The organism is Chryseobacterium sp. Marseille-Q3244 (assembly GCF_940807095.1).
Classification (GTDB): Bacteria; Bacteroidota; Bacteroidia; order Flavobacteriales; family Weeksellaceae; genus Chryseobacterium.
The window spans coordinates 16,893-36,172 of sequence record NZ_CALNWX010000009.1 but is presented as its reverse complement, the minus strand read 5'-3'; the positions used below and the strand labels follow the sequence as shown (position 1 = coordinate 36,172).

Below are 19,280 nucleotides of genomic sequence, written 5' to 3'. Positions count from 1 at the left end.
TATATATTATCAGTTTTTTATAATTTTTATTGTCTATGTATTACTTAATTATTTCAAAAGTACCATTTTTTCTACAGCTGTGGCACTTCCTTTGCATTTTTCTTGGTTTTGACTTTTTGCAAATATCTTAAAAATATATGTACCTTTTGCAACGGTAGCCCCAAAATCATCTTTTCCATCCCATTCTATGGCCTGACGAGGGGTTCTAAAGCCCTGTAGGAAAGGTTCTGCAACTACCGGCTGAGATAAAGTTTTTACCAATCTACCCGTTATGGTATAAATCTGTACATTCACATCCAGAATATCATCACAATTGTGTTCAAACTGAATATACGTTTTATTGGTGAATGGATTTGGCCAGTTCAGTGGACGGTTGATCGTCAGATGCTGGTCAGCTTCATCTTTAACCTCAAAATTTAACGTGGTTGTTGTCGAATTATTGTTTATATCCCAAACTTTAAATGTTAATTGGTGTTGTCCGACTGGCAGATTTCTGAATGGGTAGCTTACATTTCCTTTTTGGTATTCTGCAAGGCTTGGATTTAAGCATCCGTTTCCTTCTCCCGGTGAGTAGAAATCATTAAGAATAACGGTATTGATAACCTGACCGTCTAAATATACCGTAATATCATGACCTACACCTGATCCTGTAGAATTAATTCCCGTATCATCAGTAAGACAAGCCAGAAGCATTGGATTCTGATTGGTAATTCCACCATCTGCAAAGTTGGAGTTATTCATATACAGTTTTACTTTTGGCGGCTGATTGTCATTAATTCCGTTAGGATTGATATCTCCAACCTGAACAGCCTGATTATTGAATACATCGGTTACCTTATTATCAGCATATCCTAATATTCTTCCTTCACCAACAGTATAGTTGATATCTTTAGGAACATAAAATTCTGCAGTGAAAACACCGTTTACAGCTATTCCGGAAGCCTTTACAATAGCACTTCCTTCTTCTGTATAATTTAATACAGGGTATGGCCAGTTATTGTTATTCAGGGTTTTTTTATTCAGTCTTTTATCAAAAATATTAATAGAAACTCTTCCGTTGAAGGTATTGTTTAAAGTTCCGTTAGGATTGTTGATATGGCCTTTTATTTTAACGAAGTCAAGCCCTCTGATCAATCCGGGAACCGGAGTTTCAATATCATCAATGGCTAATAACCTTTGAGGTCTGCTCAGTTTCATAGCCGGATCGCCCAGTAGATTTACTCTTAAATGATTAGCGTTGACCCCTTTTTCTTTTTTTGCATTTAAATGAGCGTAACCTAACGTATTAAAGTCGTCATTTGTTAATTTAAATATATTTCTGGTGAAAATATCTGTGAAGTCACGTCCATAATCAATTCCGATAGCACGGCTGGAAGTAATCATTGTAGCAGGACCTCCCTGTTTAAGTTTTATAAACTGCTCTCCTGCAGAATTGGTAGCAGGCTCATCCCATAATGTAAATTCGCAGGTTATAGTAGATACGAAAGGAAATCTGCTGTATACATTAGAGAAGTTATTAGAATTTTGAATCTCAGTACTTGTTAAAACTCTTTCCTGAGCCCAGCCATTAATTCCTCCGTGGCCAAAATAGAACAGGTATAAACTGTTTCCTATACTGTTGGAGATGGCCTGGTTCACCTGTGGATATCTCGGTCCTCCCGCAGTACTTTGTACTGTAAAAGCATCCTGATATAGTTTTTTTACATTATATTCTTTTAGTGGCTGTACTCCTGGTTGTTCAAATACATTCACCAATGCACTGTTCATCACATTATGGAAAGGACCTCCGCCTTCCTCGTTATCATCCACCACAAAATCAAGTCTCATTCTCCAATCACCAAAAGGACTGGATTGCCCTGGAAGGGCATTGTAATAAGCCAGCGTTTTATCAATCATGTTAGCTGCCTCAGTATTATTGGCTGCCGGAATTCTTCCTACAGGAAGGTTAGGGAGATTGTATATTATGTTATTTGCTGTCTGAGGCTGGGTCATTACGATATAGTCATCTGTAACGAAGGACTGTACGTAATCTGAAGAATGTTCACTTTGATAAGCCGAGACAATATTGTTATTATTGGAAATTCTGTTTTTATAATCATAAGAAGCATCTCCAAGAATAAATACATATTTAAGCCTTCCTTCCGGAGTGTTTAATTTGGTAACAAAATCTCTTACTGCGGTAAGGTCCTTACTTCCGTTTCCAAATTCTTCATAGACCTTATTAACATCTACAATTTCTACTTTGTAATTATTTTTTGTCTGATGATAGTTCGCCAGTCTTTGTGCCTGTCCCATCAGTTCAGGTACAGTAAGGATCAGGTAATCGATATTGCTGATCGCAGAAAGATTCTGATTGGCAATTCTTCCTACAAACTGTGGTGTAAAAGCGGCATCAGCACGGAATGCTACAAATTCATTGTTGAAATTCTGATCGGAAGCAGTATAAGCAAAATTGAAAGAACCAGCTCCTGCCTTATTCACTCTTCTGTTTGCATTCGTAATATCGGTAACATCCCATACCTGTTCCAGGCCGGACGTATTAGAAATACTGAATCCATAATCCGTATTGCTTCCACTTACAATAGAGTAGTCTCTGAAATTCATCTGAGAACCATTGAAGGCAAGATTCTCTTTGTACTGAACTTCAAGGTAGTCAAAGTAGAAGGTGCCATTTGGGTTTTTAGAGATATCCGGAGTGTATTTCAAGGTAATCTGATTTCCTGTCTGATTGGTAATACTTCCGTTATATCTCATAGGATAGAAAATATACGAATACGTTGGTTCATCAGTAGGAACACTATTCTGATATGGATTCTGACCGTTAATTTTAATGTCAATAGAATTCTGTTGAGATCTGTATCCTATTATCTGTGATCTGTATTTTATAACATCTGTAGACTGAATAGGAGAATTAGTAGTAAGAGTGATCGTCTTTTCTGTCGTGAAAGGAGGGTCTTCTACCCATATTCTTCCTACTTTCAATAAATTATTCTGATCATTGTTGATGACCTGGTAGTTATCATACCGGGTAATCATTTGAGCGGGTAAGTTCCCGTCTATAGTAGCCACTCTTTTTCCTGCTCCTTTATCAAAATTGATATAATAATAGGAAAAGTCATCATATATATTTTTGAGGTTATTACTAGAATCTGATCTTGTCTCTTTTCTTTTGAACCCCTGCCCATTATTGGTATCATAAAGGTTGTATCCATTGGGGCCTTGTGCATAGAATAAGGCATAGTCATTATCATTCCATACTCCATCATCTTCACCCACTACCTGAATGGCATTTTCCTGTAAGGAATTATATCGTGGGTCCTGATTGAACTCAGGCAGCATAATACCTCCGTTTCCATAAATTCTCATATTTTTTGGATTTACAGAAGCAGGGTTGATGCCATTATCTCTTAAAAATTGTGCTGTAATTTTAAATACTCCGGATTTGTCAACCTTTATTTTGTAAAAGTTACCACTGGCAAGAGGGTTGCCGGTAGTTCCTATTTTATTGACACTTCCAAAAGTGTTAATTGGAGTAGAGGCTTCAGAAACATTAAACGAAGATAATCTTTGAACACCTCCTTTTGTTTTTTTGAACAAAGCTACACTGATGCTGGCATATCTCTCCCCATCTAATGTATAATAAGTAACTTCTGCAATATCACGTTCAGGAAGTCCTCCTTTGTCTAATTCGAATAAATCCTGGTTGGAAACACCATCCCAGGCAAGGTCAGAAACTTTTAGCTCCTTTTCTCCGATTTTTTGCTTTGTTACTATAAAAACGTTATTTTGGTTAAAAGAAAAACCTTCATTTTTAAAATTTGGAAGATTTATTTTTGTGTCACCAAAGTCCTGAATTTTAGATCCATTCCATTCTATAGTGTTTCTTTGTGCGTAAAGTGTTGATGCAAAAGCGATTAAAGATAAAAGCGTGACTTTTCGTTTCATGTTTATTATTGAAATTGCTAAATTACAAAATAAATGAAAATTTTAGAATTAAATTGTAATACAATAAAATTAATTTGTTATCGTTGTTCAAAAAAATCAAATCTTTATTTGATTTATTGAATAATTTATTTTTTCTTTGTACTCTTGAAAATATTTATATCGACTATGAAAAAACTAAAGTTGTTTTCATTAATAGCATTAAGTTCTACACTTGCATTAACCAGCTGTGGCGGATCAGGGACCAGCAAAGGTGGCGGTACCAAAAAATTTGTCAGTAAAACAGGTTGGAAACCAAACGAAAAACAGGGTTGGTTTTTTGCAGGAAAGCAACAGAAGCAGAAGGGTTGGCCGGGAATGGTATATGTAGAAGGTGGAACTTTTACAATGGGATTAGTGAAAGATGATGTTATGCACGATTGGAATAATACACCACGCAGAATGCAGGTGAGTTCATTCTTTATCGGAGAAACAGAAATTACTAACTACGAATACCGCGAATACCTGACATGGTTGAAGTATGTATTCCCTCCAAGTGACCCTAGTTTTAAGGAAATCTATAACGGTGCTTTGCCGGATACCTTATTATGGGACAACAAATTATCTAGAAACGATTATAATGAAACCTATCTGCGTTCTCCGGAATTCGATTACTATCCGGTAGTAGGGGTTTCCTGGACACAGGCAAACAGATACTGTGAATGGTTGACAGACAGAGCGAATGAAAAAGCTTTGATGCAGGCAGGTATTATTGCTAAGGATATGTATATCAACGAATCCAATAACCAGGGTGGAACAGCATTTAACATGGATAAATTCAAAGCGAATGATCCTGAAATGCAAGGATATATCAACGAAAAAAGAATGCAGCAGAAAGCTGGTATGAAAACTACCAACCAAAGATTGCTGGCAGCAAACAGAGCTCCTAATGGTGCAATGGTTCAGAAATTCAGACTTCCTACAGAAGTTGAATGGGAATATGCAGCTTTAGGAATGGCGAAAAACAGAGAATATAACCAATACCTAGGTAAAAAACCTGAGATCGAAAGATTAAGAGGTACCAAAGGAAAAGAAAGAGGAATGTTCCTTGAAAACTTTAAAATGGGTAAAGGAGATTATTCTGGTATCGCAGGATGGAAAAATGATGGATCTGCACAAACTTCAGATGTAAGACAATATCCATCTAACGATCTTGGAATCTATGGTATGTATGGTAACGTTGCAGAATGGACGGCTGATGTTTACAGACCTATCATTGATGAAGATTACAACGACTTTAACTACTACAGAGGAAATATGCCTCAGGCCATTGTAAGAAACGGTGACGGAACTTATAAAATGGTTGATGAGGGAAATATCAAGTATGATACTCTAGCTGATGGTAGATTAGTATACAAAGGACTTCCTGGACAATTCGAAAGAGAAACGATTGCTGATTACAGAAACTATAGAGACGGTGATAAAATGTCTTCTCTAGAATACAGAAGAGAATCAGATTCAGCTGCAGGATTCGATATGTACAATGCACCTAGAAAGAACTTTATTGTAGATGCAAACGGTAGAGTTAAAATGCAGAAAGATTCTAAGGATAGAACATCCGCAATTTCTAATGATGTTAGAGTGGTAAAAGGAGGTTCTTGGCAAGATACTGCGTACTGGCTTGATCCGGGACAAAGAAGATATAAAAATCAAGGTAAAGCTTATGGTTGGATTGGTTTCCGTGTTGCACAGGATGCCAGAACTAATGATAAGAGCAGAACTAGAAGATAATATTTATCAAAAAATACTTTTAAAAAACCTTCCGGATTTTCGGAAGGTTTTTTATTTTTGAATGATGAAATCGCTGAACTTAAAAAACTCAAAAATATTGATGCAGATGTAGCGATTTCTATTTGAAAAAATATATATTTCCACATGAATATAGAACAATTTTATCCTTTATTTTTACAGGCTGATAAAGTAACGATCGATAGCCGAAAAATAGCCAGAAATGATATCTTTTTTGCCTTTTCCGGTGATAATTTTAATGCAGCAACACTGGCCGAAAAAGCCATAGAAGAAGGGGCTTTGGCTGTGATTGTTGAACAGCCTGAATTTGAAAATAAGGATAAGAATATTTTCTATGTTCCATCTACTCTGGAATTCCTGCAGCAATTGGCCGTTTATCATAGAAGCCAACTTACCATTCCTTTTATAGGCCTTACAGGAAGTAATGGGAAAACAACAACGAAGGAGCTGATTCATGCTGTGCTTTCAGAAAAGTTTAACGTTCAGTATACCTATGGAAACCTTAATAATCACATCGGGGTTCCGTTGACAATTCTTTCTATCAAACCTGAGCATGAAATGGCCGTGATAGAAATGGGAGCCAATCATCAGAAAGAAATAGAACTTCTTTGTACCCTTTCACAGCCGGATTTCGGATATATTACCAATTTTGGAAAAGCACACCTGGAAGGGTTCGGAGGCTTTGAAGGAGTGATTAAAGGAAAGTCTGAGTTGTACGATTATCTTAAAGAAAATCACCAGACAATCATTGTTAACGAAAATGATCCCATTCAGGTTGAAAAAACGGAAAATTATTCACCTAAGATTACTTTTGGAACAGTAGGGTCGGATTATAATTTCGAGGCTTTCTCAGAAGATCATTTTGTAGGATTAATGTATCAGGGAGAAAAGACCGTATCTAAACTGACTGGAGAATATAATTTTACCAATCTTTGTGCTGCTGCAAGCCTTGGACTGCACTTTGGAATCAGCTTTGACAAAATAAAATATGCAGTGGAGCAATATACTCCGACCAATATGCGTTCACAGGTCGTGAAAAAAGAAGACAGAACATTGGTACTGGATACTTATAATGCCAACCCAAGTTCAATGACCGCTTCATTAAATAACTTTATCACTTTTGAAGGCAGTAAAACCATCATCATTGGTGATATGCTGGAATTGGGGGCAGAAAGTGAAAAAGAGCATCAAAACATCTTAGAATTAGCCCATACACTTGGATTTGATACCATCATTACTGTTGGAAAACACTTTAAAGGAGTGAATTCATCAAATCTTGCTTTTGAAAACACTATTGAACTGATTGAATATTTACAACATCATAAAATTCAGACAGAAAATATACTCTTGAAAGGATCAAGAGGAATAGCGCTGGAAAAGGTAATTGATTTTATTTAGCCTTTAAAGCCCAGTATTCTTTTACAATAAGCTTAATATTCTTGAATGTGCTTGGGAAAACTTCATCTTCAATCTGAGGAACGTTTTTCCAGGCAACTTCAGTAATTCCTTCCTCTATCTGCGGTTTTGAAGTATCTTCACCATTGAAGTTCATTTCAAACCAATGGGTGCATTTCAGGATTTTTTCGCCGTTTCTTTCAATATAAATATGATAAGTAGTATTGATAAATTGTACCAGTTCTACATCTCTTAAACCGGTTTCTTCTTCAATTTCTCTTACCGCAGACTCTTCCCTGGATTCTCCTTTTTCCATTTTCCCTTTTGGAAGATCCCATTTCCCTAATCTCCTGATAAAAAGCATTTCACCTTCAGGTTTAATAACAAGTCCTCCGGCTGCTTCTATAATTCTGAATAGCTTTTGAAACTCCTGCCAGATTTCATCAATATTCTCACCGTAAACATTCAGTTCGTTCACAGAGGTATTTTCTAAAAGATCCAATGCAATCTCTAAAGTCGTGAAACTTTCATACCCAAGTTTTTTTTCAAGTTCTTCGGGATGCTTAGATATCAATAATTTTTTTTCGTTCACAAAAACTTTATACATCTCAGATAGTTATAGTTAGTATTGATCCTTAGAGGCTAGCGATTTTAAAAGACGGGAAAACAGGTTGTTTTTATCCCGCTTTTTACCACAATTGATACGCAAATATATCAAATTATAGCAACAAAATAAACCATTTGATACGCTTTATTTTCTCAGTGTGAACAATTGTTTGGTTTAAAATGGTATTCTTTCTTAGGGAGAGTTATCCTGAGTGGACATGTCCTCATTAATATAGATTTTACTAATCAAATATTCCCGTGATAGAGATTAAAAAAATATTTATTAATTTAAATGAGAAATTATTTCGATATGGTACAAAAAGCTTTAGACATGAAGATGTTGTATTTATTATGGGCAAATGGCTTGATGAGATAGAAGTACCTGATTATTTTGAAAAAGGAAAAAAATATGGTTTTGGGTTCTTATTTAAAATGATTGTATTATGAAAAAAATAGTATATGTCATAATTGTATGGATGTTTGTATTTTCTTGTTCAAAGGAGTCAAAAAAAAATCATTAACAAAATCTGATAGCAGGATCATACTTACAGATACTACTTTAGTCAACAATATTTTATTAGAACTAGCAGATAGTGTGGATGTAGGAGTATTAAAAATTTATTCAGACCAATATAAGGTTTCAGGGAAAATAAAGATTAAGCCCCCTTGTTATTTTTTGAAAAGAGATGGAAAGGTTCTATCTTTTTCTTATCCTGATATTGCTGTAGATAAAACGATTATTATGCAAGGTAAGAATGGTGTTCAGGGTATTCTTTTTAAAAAAGACAGTATTATATATGAAGATTATTTTCCCAAGAATTCTCCTTATAATATAAAAGAAGGCGCCGATGAAATAGTGTATCAGGACTTTGCTTATAGATTTTATAAAAATAAGTACCAATAGGATGATGCTCTTTTAGAAATTGTTTTTGTTCTTGTTTCAAAATATTATATTTATATAAGCTTCATGCACCGTAAGTTTTTTTTTCTAGTTTAATCTTCTGCCTTCAAAAGTATGCTTTGGATAACGTCTTTGTAGATTTTTTTTATAATTTTGTTGTTATCGTAAATGTAAAGAACCTTATCTTTATAAGAATTTAAATACAAAATAAAAAAATGAATTTAGAAGGACGAAAAATTATTGTCAATAAATCATCTAAAGAGTTATCTGAGCTGTTGAAAACTCCTGAAAATTACAAAGATTTCATGCCGGATGGTCTTCAGAAATTTGAAACCAGAGATAATGGTTTTAAATTCGGATTACAGGGAATGCCGGAAATTGCGCTTAAAATTGATGAGGTAGACGATCAGAAAGCAGTGCTTAAATCTGCAAGTTCAAGTTTAGATTTTTCATTAACTGCTACTTTAAACCCAATCAGCGAGAACCAGACAGAAGTTCAGATGTTGTTTGAAGGTAAATTCAACCCGTTCATCAAAATGATGGTAGAAAAGCCGTTACAGAACTTTATCAATACATTGACAGATAAGATCGAAGCCTACAAATAATAAATAAAAACCTTCATTTTTGAAGGTTTTTTTGTTACTGATTCCTTTTAAAAAGTCCGGTCTTTAAATTTAACCCTATTGAGCCTTCTGCCAATTGTAGATAATTACGTTTACTTTGATCCTTTTCAATGATTACGCTTCCGGTAGTCAGTACATTTTTCATTTCCAGAAAGTCTGTTGATGTTGCATCACTGTCGCTTAACGGACCGCTTCCATATCCTGCCAGTTGGGTATAATCGGCAAAAATACTATCAGAAGCTTTGTATCGGCGTTTACTACCTTTTTCTCTGATCCATATCGTATTCGTATTGGCTATAATATTATGATGAAAGTCGAATTCGTCCCCATTGGTTCCTTGTGTAGTCCAAACGCCACAGAAATAGCCACCATATACCAGCGAATAACGCATAGCACTGCGGCTTCCTGTTCCACCATCGTTTTTCCAAAAAACAACAGGAATTTTACAGTTGAAGAAGACACAATGATCGATTACCAGGCCATAACCATTGGCTATAATTCCCACATGCAAAGGTAATACATCTGCATTTCCGGCAAACAGGCATTGTGTTACGAGCAGATCATCCAGGTTTTTCCCGTCACGCCATATAGGATAAGAACGGCGCAGATTGGTGCCATCCATATAAGAGTAATCCGGGCTGCCACTAAAACGAAGTCCTTCAATAGTTACATGGCTAACCTCTGGCTGTATACCTCTTGCTTCTTGTCCGCCTACACCTGGTTCCAATGGAGTGGCCGTTACTATAACCGGCATTTTTTGAGGAGACCAGCCTGCATCATCAGGCATGACATCGGCACGAATGACAAGCCGGTTTTTAAGGGTATATTTATCATTGGTGAATAGAACGGGTTGAGTTAATAAGTGTATCCCTTCTGAAAGAATAATTGTAGTAGCTTCCTGTTCTTTGTTCAAGTTGACTCGTTTTGCAGCCTCCAGAATAGTTTTTAAGGGTTGTATCTTTGTTCCTGCATTGGCATCATTGCCGATTAGAGGATTAACGTATAATTGCTCTGCCTGTAATAAGGATATACTGATTACGAACAGCAGAAAACTAAATGTATATTTTATCATATTCCTTTTTTTTGTAAAAATAGGAACACTCTTACTTTATAACAAGGTCATTTTATCCTTAAAAAGGTCATTTATATATTCTTTCTGTATTGTTGTGGGGTAATACCAGTAAGTTTTTTAAAGAAGCGGTTGAAATTAGATGGATCTGAGAACCCAAATTCATAGGAAATCTCTTTGGCGGATTTATTTTGATAAAGCTGTTTTTTTATTTCTGAAATTACCTTGTAATGGATCATTTGCTGAGCTGATAACCCACTAAACTGTTTGCAGATTTTATTAAGGAATCCAGGGCTGATATTCAGCATTCTTGAATAAACTTCAACACTTCGGTCATCCACAAATTTCTTTTCCAATAAAGATCGGAATCTATAAAAATCAGAATGAACAGAAGTGTCCCTCTGAACGTTGTAAACACTTGCGTAATATCGATTGAGAATCACCAATAATTGATAGAGAAGTGATCTGATCAAATGATTGCTGTCATTCTGAAGCTGCCCGAATTCCTGTTCTATTCCATATAAAAGATCAAGGCATTTCCCAAATGAGACCTCTGACACCTGCATTTGTGTAGGGCTTGAGTATTGATGGAAGTATTGAAAACGATACAGAAATAATTCATCCGAGAAGAAAAGATGAAGAAAGTCTTTTTCAAAGAGTAATGTATAGCCCTTAACTTGTTCTTCAATTTCCCAACAACGTATCTGTCCCGGACTTGTGAAAATAACAGTTTTTGGAGCTACTGGCATCTTATTTTCATCCAATGTAAATGTTCCCCTTCCTTCTTCAATAAAGATGATTTCGTAGAAGCTAAGCTGATGTAATGTGCTGTCTAATACATAATGATTCAGACTTTCGATGCGTCCGATATCCAATAGCAGCTCCAGTCCATACTTGCAGGGGAGAAAATGATAAGTTTTAATTTTTGTGACTGATGCCATTTCTTTTTACAATTTCTTTTTGCTTTAGAAATGTGTTAAAAATACTAATTTTCAACCAACCTATGATATTGATGGTACCAATTGATTTGTTTAGCAGAATATCAATGCTGTTATGAAGAAGAAATACCTTAGTGCTATGAAAAAAGGTGGTAGATTAAGCGATTATCCCCGAACAATGGTCAGCTATACTTCCTGTAGCAGACGACAGGATATTAACCTCATTGTTCATTTTTAATACGCCCATGAACGCAAAGATTAAAGCTTCCTTATATTCTATAATTTCCTTTTCCGGAATAATGATCTTGGATTCTGTTTTTGCTTTTATTTTCTCTATTAAAAAGGTATTATAAGCACCTCCTCCGGTTATCAGTATATTCTTTATGTCATTTTCGTTGATGACCGTAGAAACTTGTTGGGCAATATGTTCAGTAAACGTAGCCAGGGCCTCCAGAGGAACTATACCTTCAAGTTTTGGAAATATATATTGATGGCACCATTCTATCCCTAATGATTTGGGATGAAGCTGCTGATAGAAGTCTAGAGAATTAAGTTCAGCAAGTAACGTTTCATTTATTTGTCCTTTTCTCGCCATGTCTCCATTTTTATCAAAGCTTTCATTCAACTGTTGAGCCAGATGATTAAGGACAATATTGACAGGAGCAATATCAAAGGCGATTCTTTTACCTAGTGATGTCAGAGAGATATTTGAGAACCCACCCAGGTTAAGGCAGGCGTCATATTGTGAAAAAAGAAGCTCATCACCTATAGGAACCAGCGGAGCTCCATTTCCTTTCATCAGAACATCCTGACTTCTGAAATCATAAAGTACCGGTATTCCTGTTTCTATTTTAACAGCTCTGCCGTCTCCAATCTGAAGCGTAAATTTTTTTTGGGGTTGATGGAAAACCGTATGTCCGTGAGAGGCTATCAGATCAATATGCTCAAGTTGATGCTTTTCAATAAATTCTTTAGTTTTTTGCCCCAGATAGAATCCGTAATCAGAATGTAGTTCCAGCAGGTCTGTTACCGAAAGATGGATGGAATTTCTGAGTTTATTTTCCCAATCAGCAGGATAGGGGAGCGTTTCAGCTTTCAGGATCTGAAAATGCCATTTGTCTTTTTTTTCAAATTCAGCAAGACAGATATCCAAACCGTCTAAACTTGTTCCGGACATCAGTCCAATGGCAAGCGTTTTCATAATAACAGAAGCTATTTTTTATTCTCAGAAAGTCTTTTAGAATTAAAGTCTCCTGAATTATTATAGAAAGTATATTCCGAAAAGTCATCCTTAGCAGTCATCCCGTTGGCACCTACCAATGTAGAACCGTCTTCCATCGTTACATACACGGTATCCTTGGTATAGATCCTTTTTTTGATCTGATCCCAATACACACTCTGCATGGCAAATTTTTGGCCCTCGTTGGTTGTAATTCTTACATTGCCTTTCGCTTCGTAAAACTTTTTGTAATCAAAAAACTTGGCATATTTGGCTTTGATTGTTCCCGGCATTTTGGGCTTTTTCTTATCGAAAAATTCTATATCAATTCCTTTTCTGGCTACCGTATAAGGACTGTCAATCAGTTCATATTTTTCAATAATAGGAGCTTTGGCTTTCAGAATTACAAATCCGGAATCACGCTGTATGATATTCGCATTATTAATGATCTGTGAAGGAAAATTTTTGCTGTTATTTCCGTTCTTTTTAGTAAGATCCTCTTCACAGGATGTCAATATAAAAAATATAGCACAACTAAAAAGGTATGCTATATTTTTATATACTATTTTTTTTGAAAAATTCATTCTAGTTATAAAGAGACTTTCTGAACCATTTATCAGCAAAATTGAAGCCGACTTTCAGGTTAATAAAGTTCTGGTTGATAAGATTATTTTGAAGAGTACCTCTCTTACCTAGTTCTACACCAATCTCTAAACCACTCATTCTTGTTATACTGCTGTTTTTGAATGGAAGCATTACTCCGGCAGAAATACCGAATTTATTGATGCTGTTACCTTCCAGCTTAAGGTTTCCTCTTTCATAGAAAGCTCCATATCTATAGATTACTCTTGAGAAGTAGCTTCTGAAGTTGTTATAATTAGGTAAGTACCATCCACCGGCAGAAATCCTGTAAGTATCCTGTAAGTTGAAAGACTGTCCGAAATAAGCAATATCTTCCCCTTTTTTATAATCAACCTGTCCGGAAAGGAACCAATGGTTCTCACTTCCATATCCAACCCCTACGGATGCCTGAAGCGGAAGAAGGTTTTTAGATTTATCTTCTTTGTAATCAATCGGATTGATATCTGTTTTTGTACCAGCTGCATCAGCATATCTGTAAGTACTGTTGGTAAACTCAGTAGTCATATTACCAATATTTCCGAAAGTTGCGGTAGCTCCGATCGTTAATTTCTTATCAGTACGACTATTCAGCTTCTGATAGCTTGTTCCTAAGGTAAAGTTGAAGTTTCTGATTCTGTTTTTCGTTTCATACCCGGCAATATATTCTGAACCTGCAGAGCTGAACTCAGTAAGATCAGACAGATCCCCAAAATATAAATTAGCCCTTGCTCCCACAGAGAATTCCTGGTTGATCTTGTAAGATAAAGCCACAGCAGCTGTGTTTAAAGTACCACTACCTCTAAATTGGTTTTGGTCAATAATAGTCCCATTATCTGCCTTACGCTGACTAAGGATATCATAGCTTTTTGAACTGTACGGCTGGTAGCTGATTCCCATTTTCACCTTTGAGGAAATAGGAAATGCTAATGAAATATTAGAAAGATACGTAGAATGCTTTGTAGATTTCATATCGTTAAAATTCGATTTGAAATAGTTGTTTTCGTTAGTAGCTTCAAGTTTTATACTTGTAAGTTCGAAATTAGCATTGTTTGCAGGGTTGGCAAAGTTGAAATTACTGGTAAAATCACTTATAAAAGCAGTAGAGATACCTCCCATGGAAACAGTTTCGATCGTATTATCATATTTTACATCTCCAATTCCATACTTTGCATACGGAGAGTTACTTAGACTCTGTGCATTTAGAAAATATCCAACTGATATGAATGATACTACAAAGATTTTTTTCATTCTTTATTTTTAAAATAATGCGCAAATATCTTAAATATTAATGAATTGTAAAAATTATATGTGGTTAAAGTTTGTTAAGGGCTGTATAATGGGGAATTTTTAATCTTTAGAGATTATTGCTGTCAATTGTGAATCATGACTTTACTTTATTTATCTAATTGTATAATTTATTGCCATAATTCACTATTTGTATCATGTGAATGATAAAATGGGAATCTGTTTTACACTGTAATTTCTTTTACCATCCATTCACTCTTGACTTTGCAAAGCAAAAATGAACCATTCACAAATTTAACTCTGATATCTTCTTCAGATTTTTTATCTTTGAAACATGAATTGGGAGAACATCGCCGGACAGGAAAATTTGAAAAAACTTCTTAGAGAAAGCATTGCCGAAAACAGAGTGAGCCATGCCCAGCTTTTCGTAGGAAAGGAGGGATATGGGACTTTACCGATGGTGTTGGCCTATGCAAAAGAGATTTTAAGCCAGGAAAATGAGCATGCTGCTTCAAAAGTAGAACATCTTAATCACTTAGACCTGCACTTCAGTTTCCCTGTGTTTACAGATAACAAAAATTCTTTAAGTAAAAATAAATTTGAAGAGTTTAGAGAAATGATTCTGGCTTCTCCGTATGCAAGCTATGATGACTGGACTGCCTTTTTAGAATCAGAAAACAAGCAGCTTTTTATTTCTGCAGATGAAGTTGATGATCAGAACCAGAAGTTTTCATTAAAAAGTTTCGAAGGCGGAACCAAAATACTGATCGTGTGGAGAGCTGATAAAATGAATATTGCTGCTTCAAATAAGTTTCTGAAGTTTCTTGAAGAACCACCGGCCAAAACTATTATCCTTCTTACCGCAGAAAGTACCAACGATATTCTTCCTACGATACTTTCCCGTACTCAGGTGGTGGAAATTCCAAGGATTCATGATGAAGATATTGAAGGTTATTTAAAGAAAAATTTCTCTGTTACTGAAGAAAAAGTAAGAGAAATTGTTCATGAAGCCCAAGGAAACCTTAATGAAGCGATAAAATTGCTGAATTCAGGAGATAAGACTAATGAATTTGAAAGACTTTTTGTGCAGTGGGTTCGTGATGCTTTTATGGTAAAGAAGAAACCGGAATATCTGAGAAGCATTATTCTATGGGCAAGAGAAATAGCGGGCTGGAACAGAGAAAAGCAGAAGAACTTTTTAAATTACTGTTCTGAGATTTTCAGATTAGCACTTCTTCAGAATTATCAATCGGAAAATCTGGTGTATAAAAAAATTGATGCCAATGGTTTTAACTGGGCAGGTTTTTCAAAATTCATCAGTGGAGCCAATATTGAAAGTATTCTGGAGGAAATCAATACAGCAGATCTGCATCTTACCCGAAACGGAAACCCTAAAATAGTCTGGACAGATCTTGGAATAAAATTATCAAGATATATTCATAAAAGTACATAATATAAAACTCCGGACAATTTCCGGAGTTTGTTTTTTAAGCTGTTTTCTTTTCTTTTGTAGGAGTTTTTTTATCTTTTGCCGTGTTTTCTGCAGTTTTTACCTTGCTATCACAACCTTTGTGATGAGCATCTGAACATGCCTTTTTATCCTTTACAGAACATTCTTTTTTGTCTTTTCCAGCACAACATCCTCCTTCTTTAGGCTTTTCCTGGGCAAAGCTGAATGTAAATAAACCGATGGCAAGAACTGAGATTATTTTTTTCATGATCTAAAATTTTTAAGTGGCTAAATGTAATGCTTTTTTGTTTACTCTATATATTTTTTAATGAAGTCTGAAATTCCTGAAGCTCTTTTTCCATAAAATCAGGATTATCGAGCTGTTTTCGCATCGATTTAATATTACCAATGGTACTCTCAAGAGCAGTCCTGAACCATGGAAACTCCTGACTTAAGGAGGTAAGTTTTGCCAATGCTCTCAAAGAATTACCGGTCTGAGCCAATTGTACAGCATGTTCATATCTGAATACAGGGCAATAATAATATTCTTCAGCAACATAATCCCATGTATCATTATCAGCTTCCGTATTCATCAGATAAAGCATGGCAAAAATAGAAGAATCCGTATAGCCTTCGGAGAACCTGAAACAATCAAAAACTGATTCCGTATCATTTTGTTGTATTTTGTTATCCAGTACTTCATGAAATAACTGATGGGAAAGTTCTTTTTCAGAGTGATTTCCTATAATATGGAGCACCGTTGCATATTCCACTTTTACAGCATTATCATCAGGATGATCTTCATAGGCTGTTTCAATATAGTCCTTTGCTGCAGGGTTATTCAATAATACCCGATGAAGTTTTGAAAGAGAAACAAGCTCTTCCTTAGTAAAATGCCTTTTATCCGACATATTTTCTTCAAAATATTGAAGTGCTTTTTTAGAATATCGATCTTTTACGAACCTTTCAATCACCTGCCAGTCTTCAAGCTTTTCAAATTGAGATGGGTCCCAGAAACGGTAAAATAAAGACATGCGGTCCCATTTTGATTGAATATCTTTCCATTCTTTGAAAAGGGTTCCATAAGCTTCATGAGCGAGGTAGGTATTACCTCTGTCATCTTCAAGCGGAAGATTGACATCAAGAGTAGGATTAGAATGATATCTTTTGAAGGCTTCAATGATTTCAAGGTCGAAGCGGTTTCCATCTTCATTGAATGGAACAACCGTTTCTTCTGATACAGTAGGGGTGTTTTCAATGGATGTGGTATTCGTCTCTTGCGTTAACGGAGTAATTGTTTCTTCTAATGGAGCGGATATCTCTTCATTGATTGGAGCAATTGGCACTTCCTGCGGAGTATCATTCTTAAAAGTTACTTCATTTGTCTGTTTTTTTTTCTCTCTCTTAAATATCTTTAAAAAGAAATCGAATAAGCCCATAGAGTTTGTTTTTTGTAAATATAAATTAAATCTATATTAAAAAATCAATCAATCGTTTGATTTGTTTCAAAACTTGTGTAAATTTGCACCCTGAAAATGAACACTAACATGATTTCAAAAGAAGAAAATATATTATTCGCAGCAGAAAAACTCTTTGCAGAAAAGGGTTTTGAAGGAACTTCAACCCGGGAAATTGCAAAAGCGGCTAATGTAAATATCTCTATGATCTCATATTATTTTGGTTCTAAGGAGAAGCTTTATGAGAAACTGGTGGAATATAGGATGAGGGAAGGACAATTTTTTTCAAAGGATATCCTGGAGCGAACTGACATGAATGAGTGGGAGAAAATTGTAAAAATAATAGATCAATTCTCAGACAGAATCAAAAATCAAAAATGTTTTTACAGGATTATGCAGAGAGAGCAGTTGCATGCGGAAAATCCTCAGATTTTAGAGTTTTTGAAAGAGACAAAGATAGGCTTCATCTCCATGTACTCTCAATTGCTGGAGCGTGGTCTGAAAAATGGAATTTTCACAAAGAATCCTCCTATTTATCTACTTCATTCCACGGTGAGCGGAACCTTGTTCTATGCACTTAATGCTAAACTAATGTATAAGGAGTTCCTTAATAATACAGAAGATGAGAGTGTTTTTGATGAAAAATACTATACAGAACTTAACAAACATATAAAACATTTACTAAAAGACCTTTTAGGTTATGAAGAGAATAAATAACTCAGTGATTGCATTATCACTATTCGTAGGAATAGCAAATGCAAATGCTCAGGAGAAAAAGACCCTTTCTCTTGACGAAGCTGTGCAGCTGGGAATCCAGAACAGCAAGAATCTCAAGATCGATGCAGCCAAGATCGAGGAGGCTACTGCTGATCTTTTGGAAGCTAAAAACAGACAGCTTCCGGAGCTGAAGATTTCAGGAAGTTATATGTACCTTCCGATGAAACCGACTGTAGATATGAAATTTGGAGGAGCTTCAGGTGCAGCAGGCGGCCCGGAGATTCATCAGGTATTATACGGTTCGGCTAATCTTAGTGTTCCTATTTACAGTGGCGGAAGAATTAAATATGGTATTCAGTCAGCAAAATATTTGGTAGAGGCATCAAAGCTAAGCACGGAAAATGACAAGACTGCTATTGCTTATAATGTGGCTCAGGCCTATAATAATCTGTTTAAGGCTAATCAGTCTATCAAAGTTTTTGAAGAAAATCTGGCGGCATCCCAAAAGAGAGACGAAACTTTCCTTAAAATGGAAAACAATGGACTGATCGCTAGAAACGACAGGTTAAAAGCCAATCTTCAGACTTCTAATATTGAACTTCAGCTGCTTGAAGCTAAAAATAATTACAATATTGCCAATATCAATATGGATTTGTTATTAGGACTTCCTGAAAATACAACACTTGAGGTAGATCAGAATTATATTGAAGAAGGCTCAGAAGTAAAACCTGTTGATTTTTATGTGAACGAAGCAAGAGAAAACCGTAAGGATCTTCAGGCTTTAGTTCAACAGAGAAAAGCAGCAGAATTGGGAACGAAAGCAGCCAAGGCAGAAAATCTTCCTTCATTAGCATTTACCGGAGGCTACATAGCAGCAGATATTCCTAAGTTTCTTACCGTATATAATGCATTGAATGTAGGAATCGGAATTTCTTACAACTTATCCAATATTTGGAAAGAAAACTCATCATTAAGACAATCTCAGGCGAGAGAAAAGCAATTGGCAGCTACTGACGAATTGCTGAATGATAACATTAAGCTTGATGTAAACAGAGAATATCAGAATACAGATTATTCTAAAAAAAGAATTTCTGTTTTTGAAAAATCTGCTGAACAGGCTAATGAAAACTACAGAATTACAAAAAACAAATATGACAACGGTCTTGCAACCATGACAGAATTATTGGATGCAGACGCCGCTCAGATTGCTGCTAACGTTGGCGTAATCAATGCAAAAGCAGACGCTGCTCTAGCTTACAGAAAACTATTGCAAACAACAGGAACTTTAACAATTAAATAATCAGATCGA

General features: G+C 35.6%; 16 protein-coding genes. 7 read left to right on the top strand and 9 right to left on the bottom strand.

Annotation, left to right across the window (positions count from 1 at the left end):
- Nucleotides 1-48 precede the first annotated feature (48 nt).
- Nucleotides 49-3,945, bottom strand: a complete 3,897-nt coding sequence (gene porU / locus NBX25_RS16235) for a type IX secretion system sortase PorU (RefSeq protein ID WP_250254386.1) — start codon at nucleotides 3,943-3,945, stop codon at nucleotides 49-51.
- Nucleotides 3,946-4,110: 165 nt separating this feature from the next.
- Here porU and gldJ point away from each other — a divergent pair, with 165 nt between their 5' ends.
- Nucleotides 4,111-5,712: a gliding motility lipoprotein GldJ gene (gene gldJ / locus NBX25_RS16230; RefSeq protein WP_123910716.1), complete on the top strand. Its 1,602-nt coding sequence runs from the start codon at nucleotides 4,111-4,113 to the stop codon at nucleotides 5,710-5,712.
- Between the two features lie 144 nt (nucleotides 5,713-5,856).
- Complete coding sequence (locus NBX25_RS16225) at nucleotides 5,857-7,128, top strand: UDP-N-acetylmuramoyl-tripeptide--D-alanyl-D-alanine ligase (RefSeq protein WP_250254385.1); 1,272 nt, start codon at nucleotides 5,857-5,859, stop codon at nucleotides 7,126-7,128.
- Here the strand turns inward: NBX25_RS16225 and NBX25_RS16220 are convergent.
- A complete protein-coding gene (locus NBX25_RS16220) occupies nucleotides 7,121-7,732 on the bottom strand; it encodes an NUDIX hydrolase (RefSeq protein ID WP_123910718.1) in 612 nt (203 codons plus the stop codon). The genes NBX25_RS16225 and NBX25_RS16220 overlap by 8 nt on opposite strands.
- 435 nt (nucleotides 7,733-8,167) lie before the next feature.
- Between NBX25_RS16220 and NBX25_RS16215 the strand changes: the two genes are divergently transcribed.
- Nucleotides 8,168-8,635: a hypothetical protein gene (locus tag NBX25_RS16215; RefSeq protein ID WP_250254384.1), complete on the top strand. Its 468-nt coding sequence runs from the start codon at nucleotides 8,168-8,170 to the stop codon at nucleotides 8,633-8,635.
- Nucleotides 8,636-8,847: 212 nt separating this feature from the next.
- Nucleotides 8,848-9,237, top strand: a complete 390-nt coding sequence (locus tag NBX25_RS16210) for an SRPBCC family protein (protein WP_123910720.1) — start codon at nucleotides 8,848-8,850, stop codon at nucleotides 9,235-9,237.
- Between the two features lie 34 nt (nucleotides 9,238-9,271).
- Here NBX25_RS16210 and NBX25_RS16205 read toward each other — a convergent pair whose 3' ends face one another.
- From NBX25_RS16205 to bamG, 5 genes are all read right to left on the bottom strand, one after another.
- Entirely contained in the window at nucleotides 9,272-10,327 is a 1,056-nt protein-coding gene (locus NBX25_RS16205; RefSeq protein ID WP_250254383.1) for a hypothetical protein, read from the bottom strand.
- Nucleotides 10,328-10,398: 71 nt separating this feature from the next.
- Nucleotides 10,399-11,265, bottom strand: a complete 867-nt coding sequence (locus tag NBX25_RS16200; RefSeq protein WP_250254382.1) for an AraC family transcriptional regulator — start codon at nucleotides 11,263-11,265, stop codon at nucleotides 10,399-10,401.
- A gap of 154 nt (nucleotides 11,266-11,419) precedes the next feature.
- Nucleotides 11,420-12,463, bottom strand: a complete 1,044-nt coding sequence (locus NBX25_RS16195) for an anhydro-N-acetylmuramic acid kinase (protein ID WP_250254381.1) — start codon at nucleotides 12,461-12,463, stop codon at nucleotides 11,420-11,422.
- A gap of 11 nt (nucleotides 12,464-12,474) precedes the next feature.
- The gene (gene lptC, locus NBX25_RS16190; RefSeq protein ID WP_123910724.1) at nucleotides 12,475-13,065 is read right to left on the bottom strand and encodes an LPS export ABC transporter periplasmic protein LptC; all 591 of its coding nucleotides are present in this window, start codon (nucleotides 13,063-13,065) and stop codon (nucleotides 12,475-12,477) included.
- Nucleotide 13,066: 1 nt separating this feature from the next.
- Nucleotides 13,067-14,350: a BamG family beta-barrel-assembly machinery protein gene (bamG, locus tag NBX25_RS16185; protein ID WP_123910725.1), complete on the bottom strand. Its 1,284-nt coding sequence runs from the start codon at nucleotides 14,348-14,350 to the stop codon at nucleotides 13,067-13,069.
- A gap of 331 nt (nucleotides 14,351-14,681) precedes the next feature.
- On the opposite strand from bamG, the gene NBX25_RS16180 reads away from it, so the two are divergent.
- On the top strand, nucleotides 14,682-15,800 hold the full coding sequence (locus NBX25_RS16180; protein WP_123910726.1) for a DNA polymerase III subunit: 1,119 nt from the start codon (nucleotides 14,682-14,684) through the stop codon (nucleotides 15,798-15,800).
- 34 nt (nucleotides 15,801-15,834) lie between these two features.
- Here NBX25_RS16180 and NBX25_RS16175 read toward each other — a convergent pair whose 3' ends face one another.
- Nucleotides 15,835-16,065, bottom strand: coding sequence for a hypothetical protein (locus NBX25_RS16175; RefSeq protein ID WP_250254380.1), 231 nt, complete (start codon nucleotides 16,063-16,065; stop codon nucleotides 15,835-15,837).
- 46 nt (nucleotides 16,066-16,111) lie between these two features.
- On the bottom strand, nucleotides 16,112-17,236 hold the full coding sequence (locus NBX25_RS16170) for a hypothetical protein (RefSeq protein ID WP_250254379.1): 1,125 nt from the start codon (nucleotides 17,234-17,236) through the stop codon (nucleotides 16,112-16,114).
- A 108-nt stretch (nucleotides 17,237-17,344) separates the two neighbouring features.
- Here NBX25_RS16170 and NBX25_RS16165 point away from each other — a divergent pair, with 108 nt between their 5' ends.
- Both NBX25_RS16165 and NBX25_RS16160 read left to right on the top strand, forming a co-directional pair.
- Entirely contained in the window at nucleotides 17,345-17,971 is a 627-nt protein-coding gene (locus NBX25_RS16165; protein ID WP_228412757.1) for a TetR/AcrR family transcriptional regulator, read from the top strand.
- Entirely contained in the window at nucleotides 17,955-19,271 is a 1,317-nt protein-coding gene (locus tag NBX25_RS16160) for a TolC family protein (protein ID WP_250254378.1), read from the top strand. Before NBX25_RS16165 ends, NBX25_RS16160 begins: the two co-directional genes overlap by 17 nt.
- Nucleotides 19,272-19,280 lie beyond the last annotated feature (9 nt).